General features: G+C 43.5%; 13 protein-coding genes and 1 pseudogene. 2 read left to right on the forward strand and 12 right to left on the reverse strand.

What is annotated here, in order from left to right:
- Positions 1-115: 115 nt before the first annotated feature.
- From P7F88_RS13270 to P7F88_RS13280, 3 genes are all read right to left on the reverse strand, one after another.
- Positions 116-1,384 (reverse strand): O-acetylhomoserine aminocarboxypropyltransferase/cysteine synthase family protein, encoded by a 1,269-nt coding sequence (locus P7F88_RS13270; protein ID WP_277825413.1) that lies wholly within the window; start codon positions 1,382-1,384, stop codon positions 116-118.
- A 109-nt stretch (positions 1,385-1,493) separates the two neighbouring features.
- Entirely contained in the window at positions 1,494-2,000 is a 507-nt protein-coding gene (locus P7F88_RS13275) for a DUF2780 domain-containing protein (RefSeq protein WP_338405563.1), read from the reverse strand.
- Between the two features lie 112 nt (positions 2,001-2,112).
- A complete protein-coding gene (locus P7F88_RS13280) occupies positions 2,113-2,733 on the reverse strand; it encodes a BamJ family beta-barrel-assembly machinery protein (protein ID WP_277825414.1) in 621 nt (206 codons plus the stop codon).
- Positions 2,734-2,958: 225 nt separating this feature from the next.
- Here P7F88_RS13280 and P7F88_RS13285 point away from each other — a divergent pair, with 225 nt between their 5' ends.
- Positions 2,959-3,519: a LysM-like peptidoglycan-binding domain-containing protein gene (locus P7F88_RS13285; protein WP_277825416.1), complete on the forward strand. Its 561-nt coding sequence runs from the start codon at positions 2,959-2,961 to the stop codon at positions 3,517-3,519.
- On the opposite strand, the pseudogene P7F88_RS13290 reads toward P7F88_RS13285, so the two are convergent.
- From P7F88_RS13290 to P7F88_RS13305, 4 genes and pseudogenes are all read right to left on the reverse strand, one after another.
- Positions 3,520-4,386 (reverse strand): annotated as a pseudogene (locus P7F88_RS13290) (DMT family transporter).
- A 9-nt stretch (positions 4,387-4,395) separates the two neighbouring features.
- Positions 4,396-4,848 carry a GNAT family N-acetyltransferase gene (locus P7F88_RS13295; protein ID WP_277825778.1) on the reverse strand — a complete coding sequence of 151 codons (453 nt, stop codon included), beginning with the start codon at positions 4,846-4,848 and terminating at the stop codon, positions 4,396-4,398.
- A gap of 75 nt (positions 4,849-4,923) precedes the next feature.
- On the reverse strand, positions 4,924-5,493 hold the full coding sequence (locus tag P7F88_RS13300) for a Crp/Fnr family transcriptional regulator (RefSeq protein WP_277825418.1): 570 nt from the start codon (positions 5,491-5,493) through the stop codon (positions 4,924-4,926).
- Between the two features lie 200 nt (positions 5,494-5,693).
- Complete coding sequence (locus P7F88_RS13305) at positions 5,694-7,655, reverse strand: bifunctional 2',3'-cyclic-nucleotide 2'-phosphodiesterase/3'-nucleotidase (RefSeq protein WP_277825420.1); 1,962 nt, start codon at positions 7,653-7,655, stop codon at positions 5,694-5,696.
- Positions 7,656-7,929: 274 nt separating this feature from the next.
- On the opposite strand from P7F88_RS13305, the gene cobA reads away from it, so the two are divergent.
- Entirely contained in the window at positions 7,930-8,790 is an 861-nt protein-coding gene (cobA, locus tag P7F88_RS13310) for a uroporphyrinogen-III C-methyltransferase (RefSeq protein WP_277825422.1), read from the forward strand.
- On the opposite strand, the gene P7F88_RS13315 is transcribed toward cobA, so the two are convergent.
- The 5 genes from P7F88_RS13315 to zrgA form a co-directional block, all read right to left on the reverse strand.
- Positions 8,787-9,692 (reverse strand): TIGR03899 family protein, encoded by a 906-nt coding sequence (locus P7F88_RS13315; protein WP_277825424.1) that lies wholly within the window; start codon positions 9,690-9,692, stop codon positions 8,787-8,789. The two genes, cobA and P7F88_RS13315, sit on opposite strands and share 4 nt — an antisense overlap.
- Positions 9,693-10,113: 421 nt before the next feature.
- On the reverse strand, positions 10,114-10,635 hold the full coding sequence (locus tag P7F88_RS13320; RefSeq protein ID WP_277825426.1) for a DUF3299 domain-containing protein: 522 nt from the start codon (positions 10,633-10,635) through the stop codon (positions 10,114-10,116).
- 21 nt (positions 10,636-10,656) lie between these two features.
- Positions 10,657-11,916, reverse strand: coding sequence for an ABC transporter permease (locus tag P7F88_RS13325; RefSeq protein WP_277825428.1), 1,260 nt, complete (start codon positions 11,914-11,916; stop codon positions 10,657-10,659).
- Positions 11,917-11,918: 2 nt separating this feature from the next.
- Positions 11,919-12,632 (reverse strand): ABC transporter ATP-binding protein, encoded by a 714-nt coding sequence (locus P7F88_RS13330; RefSeq protein WP_422127929.1) that lies wholly within the window; start codon positions 12,630-12,632, stop codon positions 11,919-11,921.
- A gap of 80 nt (positions 12,633-12,712) precedes the next feature.
- Positions 12,713-13,339 (reverse strand): zinc uptake protein ZrgA, encoded by a 627-nt coding sequence (gene zrgA, locus P7F88_RS13335; RefSeq protein WP_277825430.1) that lies wholly within the window; start codon positions 13,337-13,339, stop codon positions 12,713-12,715.
- Between the last annotated feature and the right edge of the window lie 101 nt (positions 13,340-13,440).

Genomic DNA, 13,440 nt, shown 5'->3' on the forward strand with positions numbered 1-13,440 from the left:
CGGCTTTTTTGTATCTGGAATTAGGCTCTAGGTTATAGGACGAACTTCGTTCTACAGGTTACAAGTTAAAATACCGCAACCCGCAACCCGCAACCCGCAACCCGCAACCCGTAATCTAAGCTTTAAGAGCTTGATCCAAATCTTCCAGAATATCGTCGATATGCTCGATACCTACTGATAGACGAATCATTTCCGGCGTAACGCCCGCTTGTTTTTGTTCTGCTTCATCAAGCTGACGGTGAGTGGTTGATGCCGGGTGGCAAGCCAGCGATTTCGCATCACCAATATTCACCAGGCGTTTAAAGATCTGTAGAGCATCGTAGAAACGTACACCTGCTTCATATCCATCTTTCAAACCGAAAGAGAGAATAGAAGATGGCTTACCTTTCATATATTTCTGAGCAAGAGGGTAGAACTCAGAATCTTCAAGACCAGCATAGCTAACCCAACTTACCTTCTCATGGTTTTGCAGGAAATCCGCTACCTTCATTGCGTTTTCACAGTGTCTTTCCATACGAAGAGATAGAGTTTCCAGGCCATTAAGAAGCATAAATGCGTTCATTGGTGATAGTGCTGAGCCAGTGTTACGCAGTGGAACGGTACGGGCCCGGCCAATAAATGCTGCTTCACCAAATGCTTCGGCGTAAACAACTCCGTGGTATGAAGGTTCTGGCTGGTTAAACTCAGGGAAACGCTCTTTATGCTCTGCCCACGGGAATTTACCTGAGTCGATAATCATGCCGCCAAGGCTGGTTCCGTGTCCGCCTACATATTTAGTCAGCGAGTGAACCACGATATCTGCACCAAACTCAATTGGTTTACAAACTGCCGGGCTAGCTACTGTATTGTCGACAACCACTGGCACGCCCTGAGCATGTGCAAGTTCAGCCACTTTTTCTAGGTCTACGATATTACCGGCTGGATTACCAATTGATTCACAGTAAACCGCTTTAGTTTTGTCATCGATAAGCTCAGCTAGACTTTCAGGCTTATCATCTTTAGCAAAGCGAACCTCGATACCCATGTTTGGAAACATGTGTGCAAACAATGTGTAAGTTCCACCGTAAAGCTGAGGTGTCGAAACAATATTATCGCCGGCTTTTGCAAGAGTCAGAATGGCATAATGGATAGCAGAGCTACCAGCACTTACCGCAAGGCCAGCGATACCACCTTCAAGAGCTGCCATACGCTTTTCCAGAACATCGTTAGTCGGATTCATAATGCGCGTATAGATGTTTCCTGGTACCTCAAGGTTAAACAGGTCTGCACCATGCTGAGCGTTATCAAACTCGTAGGCTACGGTTTGGTAAATAGGTGTTGCGACTGATTTGGTTGTTGGGTCGGTCTCGTAGCCGTAGTGGATGGAAAGGGTTTCGTCTTTCATTCTTGTTCTCTCGTCCATGTGTTGTGTTTGATAAAACAGGATGGCACAAAACGAGCGTGGTAGACAAGTAGTACAAAGGCGGTTTTAACCGCCTTTAGTGCTTAAGTACTTATTGAGTGCCCCATAGGCTACCTAGTGAACTAAGCAATCCAGAAGATGCATTTTGGCTTGTTAGGTATTGCAAAATTACTGGAGCAAACTGACTTACCATGGAAGCATCCAACCCAAGCGCTCCAAACACCTGGTTTACAGCATCCATATTGCTTGCAAGGCTCATCAAACCAGGTGCGGATTCCTGAAGTGAACTCATCCCAGGGATAAGGTTGGATAGTTCACTTGAGTTTGAACCCGTCAGAGAGTTAGAAGCAAGAGCTAAAAGCGCACCAGCACCACCTGTTGCTTGCTCGGCTGTAACTCCTAACTGACCAGTTAATGCTTGTACGATAGGAGAAGTTTCCTGAGCTTGAACGTTATTGGTTAGTGAGCCCACCATAGAAGCGATGGAGGTTGCGTCTACACTGCCAGAAGTACTATCTGAAGAGCTTCCCGTTGATTGGCACGCAGTCATGGAAAGCGCAATAGCTGATATTACTAGTGTCTTTTTTATAGTTTTCATACTTCATTCCCTAGAAGTTAATAGTAAGCAACGACTAGTGTAATTCAGCAGATGAAAAAAAGCGATGCACAGGCATCGCTTATTTGAACTTGATTCGATTATGAGACGGGAATTATAGGATATCCAGTAGCTCAACTTCGAATACTAGAGCTGCATATGGAGGGATAGCAGCACCAGCGCCACGCTCACCGTATGCTAGGTCTTGTGGAATGTATAGTTTCCACTTAGAGCCTACAGGCATTAGCTGAAGTGCTTCAACCCAGCCCTTGATTACGCCTGTTACAGGGAATTCTGCTGGTTGACCACGAGATACAGAGCTGTCGAATACAGTGCCGTCAGTTAGCTCACCGTGGTAGTGTACGCGAACTTGCTTGTCTGAAGTTGGGATTTCGCCAGTACCTTCAGTGATAACTTCGTACTGAAGACCAGACTCAAGAACTGTTACTTCTGGGCGTAGAGCATTGTCTTTCAGGAACGCTTCACCGTCTGCAGCTGCAGCTTTTGCCGCTTCTGCGCGAACTGCTTCAGCACGCTGGTGTAGTTCTTGTAGAGCTTTGTTGATTTCGTCTACTTCGATTTCTGGCATATCACCAGTAAGTGCAGTTGCGATACCTTTTGCGATAGCGTCAACGTTCAGGCCTTCAAGACCACTACCTGCAAGCTGTTGGCCCATCTGTAGACCAATACCGTAGCTAGCTTTTTGCTCTACAGTTTCTAGTTTGATTTCAGACATTGTGTCTCTCTTTATTTGAATAAAATAAAGGCCAAAGAATAACAGTATTAAAAGGGTGAAGGAACCTTGATTGCGCAGATAGTGAGTTATCACCGAAAAGAATCGTTACAAAAGTCAGATTAATGTCTGAATTGGTATATTCGTTATACTGGAGTGTATATTTTTGTCGGGAAAATTTATAATCTGGGTATCTGTCTTTTGCGGATTATCTAAGGAATTTGAGGCATGAGCCGTCGTAACAGGAAGAAAAAACAGACATCTTCTTTCGATACTATGAAAGAACACCTACCTTCGATAGATAAGGAGAGGTTAGCTTCATATTGGCAGATGTTGCCTGAGTTTCATCAGAAAGCACTTAAGGTATTAGTGCCACTGTTTGTCGTTGTGCTGATTGTTCCTGTTCCAGAGTCAGAGAGTGAACCAAAAGTTTCAGCTTCGACCAGCCAACCAAAACGGGTAGAGGTTGGTGTGAATACTACCGGGCTAAGCGAGCAGGGTGGAGAAAAGCAGGTTGTAGTTCAGACTGCTGACTGGCAAGAATACATAGTTCAGTCCGGTGATACTTTGTCTAAGGTGTTTCGTAGCAACGACCTTCCAATTACTGATTTAAATGCATTGGTTGCAATAGAAGGGTTGGATAAACCTCTTAGCAAGATTAAGCAAGGGCAACTTATTCGTTTCAAGCGAACTCCTGAGGGCAGTCTTGATATCTTGCAGCTTGAAAAACAAGGTACAGCAGTAATGTTTTTCCGATTGTCAGATGGTGGGTTTGGCAGAAGTAAGTAGTTACTTCTGCTTTGAAAGTCTAGGTTCTGGAGTACGCTTTCTGTAGGCTATAGGGACAATAATCATAGCTATTCCTATTAATGTCAGAAGGTCTGGGACTTCGCTGAACCAAAGAACTCCAAACAGGGTTACAAACACCAGACCACTATACTCAACCAATGCCACCTTGTTGGCTTCCGATCTTTTATAGGCGTATACCGCCAGTCCGTTGTATCCCAAAATAGCTAACGAACTGAATACTATCCACGCTAATTGCTCTGTGTTTATAGTCTGCCAGCTACTCAGTGCTAAAAGTGCTGATACTGGTAGTGAGTAAAAACTTGTCCAAAAAAGCGTGTGAATAACTGACGTCTTAGTAGGGATTTTTTTCACTAGTATATGGAACAGCGCCAGCGTTATTGCAGTTCCAAGTGCGAAGAGTGCCGCCCAGTGAAACTGAGATGGACGCAATACGATCAATACAACCGATAAATCCAATCAGGGTTGCAATTACTTTGGCTGCTTTTGGGCTTCCTTCAGAATCCACATAGAGAGCGGTAGCATCAATAACGGCGCGGCATAGAACACTGCATTAGCGGTTGCCAGTGGTAGGTGGGTAATAGCAACAACCATACAGGCAGCACCAACTAATATCAGCTGACCCCTTATTATATTAATGCGTGAGTTTGCTAAATGTTCTGAAAGCGTTGCGCTTCGATTCAAATGCAGATAGATAGGTGCAAGAGCTATTATTGCGATTAGTTGACGTATAAACACATATTGGAAAGAAGGGATGGAACCATCGAGCAACTTAACCGCCACATCAGAAAGTGAAGCGAGTAAGTTGCCCGCAATAAGGCTAATCACTGCAAGAGTATAAGCGTTCAATGTAAGTGCTTACTTAGCAAGACGCATGTCTATGTGAGGGATATCATCTTCCAGGTAGCTTTCACTGAAGGGAATAAACCCATGCTGCTGGTAAAAGGCCTGAAGATGTTCCTGAGCCTGAATATCGATGATTTGTTCGGGCCAGAGCTCTGAGCAATGTTGCAAGGCGACTCTCATCAGTTCGTGTCCAAGTCCGGAGCCACGGGCTTCTTGTTTAGTAGCGATTCTGCCAATAGATACATTATCAAAGCTAATGCCTTGTGGTAAAAGTCGGGCACAGGCAACCAGCTCACCACCCTGATAACCCAATAGCTGATAAACGCCTTCGTTTAGGTCTTTATTATCCAGTTCCGGGTAGGGACAGGTTTGTTCTACAACGAATATATCTACTCTAAGTTTAAGTAACTGATAGAGCTGGAAGGTGTTTAGTTGGTCAAAAGTCAGGAGTTTCCATTCGGTCATTGCTTTACTGCTTCTATTGGTTTTAAGTTCTGGCTTAAAGCTAACAGCCAAACGTAAGCAGAGCATTAACTTTTGTTAATTATTCTCTTTGATCCTGCCTTTTATCCTACTTAGGCTAATTGGTGTTATGCCAAGATAAGCTGCAATTTGGTAATCACTTAACCGAGTTTCAAGGTCGGGATAGCTTTGGCAAAATAGTTCATAACGTTCTTGAGGAGAGTAAAGAAGCATAAAACGCTCTTTGTTCTCTTTATACATTAACTGAGTTTCTAATAGCTTCAGGTATAAAGGGTTATTCTGAATTCGCCACTGTTTCAGGTATTCAAAAGGAATGCAGAGCAACATTGCTGGCGTTAGTGTTTCGAGTAAAAAAGGAGAAGGTTTTTCACTAATTAAACTTTCAAAACCAATAATCCAATCCTGTTCCCAGTAAAACTCTTTACTGAACTGTTTCCCATCATCAGTTAAGTAGTTAGCGTGACAGAGGCCTTCAATAACAAAATAAAAATGTGTAGGTGTATCGCCCTGATTAACCAGAATGTGCCTTGTCGGCAGTTCCAGCGGGGTGACCAGCGCAGAGATTTCGTCAATTTCGCTTGATGTAAAGTTGTGGCTTACCAGTTGTTCCAGAAATACTTTATCCATTACTCAGACCTATAAATCAGACCTAAAAAATGCCGTACTACAAGAGTACGGCATTTTGAATGGATGACAAACCCAAACATTGTGATTCCTGCGGAGGCAGGAACCTTGGTAAATCCGGGTAATAGATCCCGGACAATTGCTTAGGCAATTTCCGGGATGACGAAGAAATGAAACAAGTAGCTATGAATCTTAGCTAGTCGTTACTTCTGCAAGTCGATCTGATAAACAGCAAAGCCTACTTCATCAGTGCCTACCTGCTTCATAGGGTACTGAGCTTTGTCTTTAACAAATTGAGCGGCTTTTTCACTTGGTGAAGTTTCGAAGCGGATATCCAGTTTCTTATCAGACGTAATTGGAGCAAATGACCAGTTATTGTCTGCACTTGGTGTTACTTCGCCTTTCTCTTTACTTACTTCAGTGATGTAAGCTGCAAGAATACTGCGGTTTTCATCCGGAGCATCGAAAGCGATGTAGTCCGCACCTGTACCAGCAAACTTGGCACCATATGCACGGTAGTTGTTACTTGCGATAATGAAGTCTTGCTTCAGATCAACAGGCTTACCGTTGTAGGTCAGGTTAACAATACGCTGAGAGTCAGGATTGATAACTTTACAGCTACCATCGTATTTAGGTGGTTGAGTAACATCAATCTGATATTCAACACCGTCAATTACATCGAAGTTGTAAGTACGGAACTCATCCCACTCCAGAAGAGACTGAGGAGCAGTGCTATTCACGTCAATTTGCTTGAACTGACCAGCAGAACACTCAAGCCACTCTTTAACTTCGTTACCAGTAACTTTCAGAGCAACTAGGGTGTTTGGATACAGGTAAAGATCCGCTGCGTTACGGAAAGTTAGCTGACCAGATTCAACTTCTGTGTAACCTGAAGGGTCATTCTTACGACCACCTGCTTTAAATGGTGCAGCAGCAGAAACTACAGGAATACCATCTAATTCTGGATCGCCCTGAATGAATTTCTCAACATAAGCCTTTTGAGCTGCGTTAACGATCTGGATTGTTGGGTCGTCCTGTACAAGTGCCAGGTAGCTGTACATCACGTCGTTAGCTTTACCGATAGGCTGGTTAACGAAGTCACGTGTCGCATCGTGGTCCGCTTTCAGAGCTTTTTCCATATCCTGATCGACAGCGGCTAGTGACTTCTTACTAGCTCTGTCGTAGATAGGACGAGCTTCTGCTTTACCAGAAACTACTTCCCACTCATCGCCTTGTTTTTCCAGAACAAGATCCATAACACCTACGTGGCTACCCCAACGGCCAGGCATAACTGCGGTAACACCATTGATTGTACCGCTTTTGTTATCTACGCCTTGAATACCATCAAAGCCTTTACCCGGGAACACTGCGTGTGCGTGACCAAATGCGATAGCGTCGATATCTTCAACTTCTGATAGATAGAAAACAGAGTTTTCAGCGCCTTGTTTATACGGGTCTGAAGAGAAACCAGAGTGAGGAATCGCAACGATAACGTCCGCTCCTTCCTGTTTCATCTTAGGAACTAGCTTTTCTGCTGTTTCTTTGATGTCTTCAGCGTATACCTTACCTTCAAGGTTTTTCTTGTCCCACGTCATGATTTGAGGTGGAGTAAAACCGATATAACCGACCTTGATTACATGAATTTTGCCATCAGTATCTGCTACGCGGTGCTCTTTAATCAGGTATGGCTTGAAAAGGTGTTCGCCCGTCGCCTTGATATAAACGTTAGCATTAACGTAAGGGAAGTCTGCGTCATTCAAAGATTCAGCAAGAAACTCAAGGCCATAGTTAAACTCGTGGTTACCGATGTTTGCGACATCGTAATCAAGCTGATTCATCGCTTTATAGACAGGGTGCACTTCATTTGGCTCGATACCTTTCGATGCCATGTAGTCACCCATCGGGCTACCCTGGATAAGGTCACCGTTATCAACGATTACACTGTTCGCGGCTTCAGCCTGAGCCTGCTTAACGAGAGTTGCAGCTCGAGTAAGGCCAATCTTCTTTGAAGCTCGGTCTTTGTAGTAGTCATACGCCATTACGTTAGCGTGGATATCGGTAGTTTCGATAATACGCAAATTAACCGTTTCTGCGAATGCAGAACCAGACATAGCCAGCATACCGGTAAGAACTGCAGCTGCTACAGGGGAAGTTCTGGTTTTCATTTGTTTCTCCAGTCCATGTGGGATAATTACACCGAAGACTTTAGCATCTTTTTTATGAATAATTTGTTTTTGATTTGTATTAATCGTGCGACCTTGGCATTCAATACTCAATTCTGTTAACGAAATCGATAACATTGCTTAATATGATTTCTGTCACTATGTGATCTTTACTAGTTCTTTATTCCAATAATGAATAAAGAATTAATTTTTGAACTTATGTGTAATAAGTATACAAAGGCATAATGCCTGTACTCCCTTACATAGAGACAGAGCGATGAGCAAAGCCATACCAATTAATGAGTCGAACACGAATAAGCCTAAGTTGATACACGACAGCCGAGCACCTGTTTTAAATCGGAGTATGTTCAAGGCTGGTGAAGTTGCTTTAATTGGTGCAGGGCCGGGCGACCCGGAACTTTTAACAATAAAAGCTCTTAACTTTTTGCAGCAAGCCGATGTGGTTCTATACGACTATCTGGTGTCTGACGAAATTATGTCTCTTGTTCCTTCAGATACTGTTTTGGTTTGCGTAGGAAAGAGGGCGGGGCACCATAGTGTCCCTCAGGAAAAAACCAATAAGCTACTGGTCGATTTTGCCAGGCAGGGATACAAAGTTGCACGTATCAAAGGCGGAGATCCGTTTGTGTTTGGTCGTGGAGGGGAAGAGCTGGAAGTATTGTTTGATGCCGGGATCTCTTTTCAGGTTGTACCTGGGATAACAGCTGCGGCTGGTGCTACCGCGTATGCAGGCATTCCTTTGACTCATCGTGATTATGCTCAGTCGGCGCTATTCGTTACGGGTCACCTAAAAGACGAAGACAACAATCTGGACTGGTCTACTCTGGCTCGTGGCAACCAGACTCTGGTTATCTATATGGGGCTTATGAAGTCTAAATATATCCAGCAGCAACTGATAGAGCATGGTCGGGCAAGCGATACTCCAGTTGCAATAGTTGAGTGTGGAACACAGAGTTCTCAAAAGGTACTCAAAGGCAAATTATCTGAACTCTCAGAAATAGCCAGGGATGCGCAGTCACCAGCGTTAATCGTGATAGGAGAGGTGGTTAAGCTTTCTGAAAAACTGTCCTGGTTTAATACAGAAAGCTCAGAATATGCTGAATCACTGTCAGCTTAAACCAGTTGATCAACAGAGTTGCCTTTGGCTTCCGCGTGAACAGTAAACTTCTGGCTTAGCAATGCGACAAGCTGATCGTAATACTGCATGTTAGGTTTATTGCCTAACAGTTTACACAGCTCGTTACCTACAGGGCTGAAGCGATAATAAATAAGCCTTGAACCTTTACTCATAGGCTGCAAAGAGATCGTTTCACCCTGATAGTTGAGTGTAAGGGCAGGATCAAACTCGATTTCGCCAGATTCTAGCTCTGTGCCCAGTATTAAACCCAGCTCAATCAGGTGCAATAGGCTTGAATAGGGAAGCTTGTAATTACCGAGGTTAACAGTATTGGTTTTGTCTCTACGATTAAAACTGAAAATTCCTGCCTGGGTTCTGAAGCCAAGAAGCAGCTTTTTCGAGTTATCGCTGCCAAAGCTGCATGCAAGTGAAGCAGCACGCTGAAGATTTTGTGCCTCCTTCGGCGTCATATCTTTTAACACCTGAAGCGCTTTCATTGATGTAGAGCCTGGATTGGTGATTTCCAGCTTTAGTACCTGAGCCCACAGTCGTTGCATTGAACTATTATGGATATCCTGCGCCATATCAAAGAAGCGATATAACCAATCCTGGTCAGGATCTCCGGCAGTTTCATCCTTACAGAAACTATGAGAAAACTTAACGATTTGCTCCAGATTTTTTTGTCTCTGCTCCTGGCGTTTTTTTTCACGATTGATTGCCCTGTCCAGAAGGGTCTTTTTCTCGTTTTTTTGCGGCTGCAACATGGCATCCAGCCCAAATGCCTGAGCAATGTTTATTACTCTGCTTGCGCTGTCTTTTATCGAACTCTTTCTGCCAGAATAGTTACCGTTGCTGGTTGAGCTAGTTTGCTCAATGGTAACAGGTGCTCTTTTTTCAGCCATGTGCTCTGTATTCCTATCCCACTGTTGTAACAGTGAATGTACCGAGAAACGGTTGAATTTTCTACTCAAGAAAAAATAAACGTGATTAAGCCGTTATTTGATTAAGCAAGAAGTAAATTAGTAAATACGTAAACAAATGTTAATTTCTCTGAAACATGGTTAACTAAATAGAAACTTGTTATTAATCAATAAGTGATCTGTCAAAAAGCAATAGAATCACGGCATTAATTCGCAATGTGTAATTTTTCTGATATTATTGATATGGAAATGTTAAAAATGTTAAGAGAAAGAGTTATGGACCAACCTGAAGAAAATCGTTTTAAGAAGCAGATTTCTGTAGCGCTTCTGGCCGTTGTTTATGTTGGAGTGCTCGCTTATCTGTCAAACTACATCGTGTAACAGATAAGCGAAGAATACAGGGTTACATGTCGTCGTAGTCTTCCAGCCTAACCCCTTCAATTACATACCCGGCTTCAGCCAAATAATCTTCAGAGAATACCGTCTCTGTCTTTAGTGTCCCAACAACGTAAACAACATCCCATAGCTGTGTTACGGGTGCACCCTCTTTAAACCTTACGTAAATAATCTGATTCGCCGGTGGTGGTGGAACGTGAATACATGCGCCAAGAAATGGCACCAACAAAAACTCGGTGACCAGATCTGCTGTGCCCTCAAGAGGAATTACAAATCCAGGAATCTTTACCTGACTTCCATTAAGCTCAGGACGAATGCTACCAATCTGGGATTGGGAAGCAGCATCACCAGAGTGATCCATTGCTGGCATTCCCAAATTATTGAATAAATTCCGCTCCTTTTCCGGAATTAGATCCAGCCAGTCTAGTTCAAGAACTTCACTGCTAGCTCCATCGCCATCACTTGCTGACGCAAAGTGGGGGAAAGAAAACGCCAGTATTAAGCCGAGTAAAAATAAGATTTTTTTCATCTTTGATCCGTATCCAGGGGGTTAGATTCTAATAGTCATACCATCTGCAAGAGACTGCCTGTAAGCCCTAAGTGCAGGAATAATCCCAATAATAATACCAGCTAATTGTACCAGCCCAAGTAGCATCCACTCGTAAGCACTTATTGGTGACAAAGCAATACTGATACCATACATTTGCTGTACAACTGGCTGGATTATAGCCAGCAAGGCGTAAAGCAACATAACACCAAAAGCAATTCCGGCAAAAGTCAGGAAGCCTGCTTCACTGACCAGTAGCACAAAAATATGCCTCGGTCGTGCACCCATAGCTCGTAGTATTGCCATCTCTCGGCGGCGTTCTTGCAGGCTTGTTAGCAGGCTGCTTAGCATTCCAAGCAACCCTGCTACAACAACAAACCCTGATACCGCCATAAGAGCTTGCTCCGCAACAGACATCATGCCCCAAAGTTCATGAAGGGCAATACCCGGTAAAATCGCGCTCAGTGGTTCTTGTCTGTAAGTATTGATCTGTCTTTGTAGCCTGAAGGTGTGAATCTTGGACTTTAACCCAAGCATAAATGCTGTGATCTGCTTGGGGTGGAAATTTATTTTTAATAAGTCTTCAGCACTAGGAGTACTTCCCATATTTGTGCCGGTTTCCCAACCTACGTGAATCGCTTCTATCGCCTCCAGGGATACATGTACCGTTTTATCCACTGGGGTGCCTGTAGGTGCAAGGATACCTACTACTTTAAATGGCAGAGTATCGTGGCGGCTGAAACTGACATCACTGATACCGTGAGCAATAATAATTTCAGTGCCTATCTGATAGCCGAGTTCTTTAGCAACATCGGCTCCAAGAACCGTTTCAAACAGTCCATCAAATTCTTTGCCTTCACTGAGTTTTAAGTGCTGCTTTTGACCGTATCTGAAGAACTTAAAGTAGTCCTGATTGGTTCCCATTACTCTGAAGCCTTTATGAGAATCCCCCAGAGATATAGGAATTGCCCAGTCCACAGAACGGTCGGATGCAAACTCCTCATAGCTTTTCCAATCAATATTCGCAGTAGCATTACCGATTCTGAATACCGAATACAATAGTAAATTGACCGAACCAGAACGGGCACCCACGATTAAGTCTGTTCCGGAAATCGTATTGGCGAAGCTATCCTTTGCCTGAGTTCGAATTCGTTCAACACCCATAAGAAGTACTACGGAAATTGCTACAGTCAGGATGGTTAAAAGTGCGGTTGTTTTGCGGTTTAACAGGCTCTTCCAGGCTAAATGTGCGGTTGCTTTCATTGTTATGCCTCCACCTGGTTTTGTAGTGCTTTGTAATTGAGTTCGTTCAGATGAATACTTCTGTGAAACATAGACTCCAACGTCGGATCGTGACTGACAAATACCAACGTGGAATTGGCGTTTTCTGCTTCTTCCATTAACAGTTCGATAAATGCCGTTCTGTTGTCGAAATCCAGGGCAGATGTGGGCTCATCAGCAATTAATAGCTCGGGCTGACCGATAAGCGCTCTTGCAGCTGCAACTCTTTGTTGTTGACCGATGCTGAGTTCTGCTACTGGTTTCTCAAGCAAATTTTTGCTTAGGTGCAGACGCTCCAGTAAGTGATTTGCCGTTGCTTTAATATCATCGCCTGCTCGTGTTTTTCTCAGTTTGGAAAAATGGCAAGGCAGGACGACGTTTTCGAGAACAGACAGGTATGGGAGCAGGTTAAATTGCTGAAAAATATAACCAATGTGATCAGCCCTGAAGCTGTCTCGTTGATTTTGTTTTAGTTTCGCTATATCTGTACCCAGAATGGAGACATTGCCTTGTTGTGGTGAAAGGATACCGGTAAGCAAACTCAATAAAGTTGACTTACCACTACCACTTGGACCTTTTATAAATACGTGTTCTTTTTGACTGATGGTGAGTTGATCGAACAATAATGTTGGATCCTGCTTTTCATTCCAGCTAAAACTGATATCAGAAAGCGTCACAACCTCTGTTGACTTGTCCATTTGACTACCCATATAACGATGAAGCAGAGGCTGATTGCTCAACCTCTGCTGTAAATTTAGCGGTAAGAATAAGTGCTTACTTAGAACTTAATGACAGTGCTATTTTTGTTTAGTTCCGCAGCTATCTGCGCGGTATCTGTCAGCAAGTTTACATCGATTTCTTCGGTAGATGGGAAGTGTTTAAACCAGCTTGTATCGATTTGATTTAGTTTTGCGATATCGTCACACTCGAAGTGGTACTCGATTGTGAACTCTCCATGTCCACCATGTTTGTTTTCATGGTCATGGCCTTCATGGCCTTCATGGGAATCATGATCATGCTTGTTGTGGTCATGGTGATCATGTTCTTCGTGCTTATCATGGTCGTGACCTTCATGATCGTCGCCTTCAAGCGTATTTCTAACTTCTACGTGCTCAACTTTACAGCTTGCCGCAGAGCTAAGAAGGATAATATCCGATGCGTTCTTTAGTACTTTTTCTGCATCTTCAATTTTGTGGTGTTGTTCTTCGTTTTCTGGAGCATGTTCAAAGCCAACAACATCTGCACCAGGTGCTGTAATCTCTACAAGTAGCTCTTTACCATCCTGAGCAATATTGAACTCAACGTGGCCGTGAACGTGAGCTTCGTGCTGACGGAACTCTTCAGCCTGCGCCAGACCTGATACAACCAGGCCTGCTAATAATGAGTACTTAAATGTCTTTTTCATGGGGGAACCCTTATCCGAAATAAATCTAACTAAACCTTGTTTGAAGCTGAGTGTAAGCTCATTATCGACAAGCTCGAATGATATTAACTCTCATAAAAGCT

It is taken from the genome of Vibrio hannami (assembly GCF_029589055.1).
Taxonomy (GTDB): domain Bacteria; phylum Pseudomonadota; class Gammaproteobacteria; order Enterobacterales; family Vibrionaceae; genus Vibrio; species Vibrio hannami.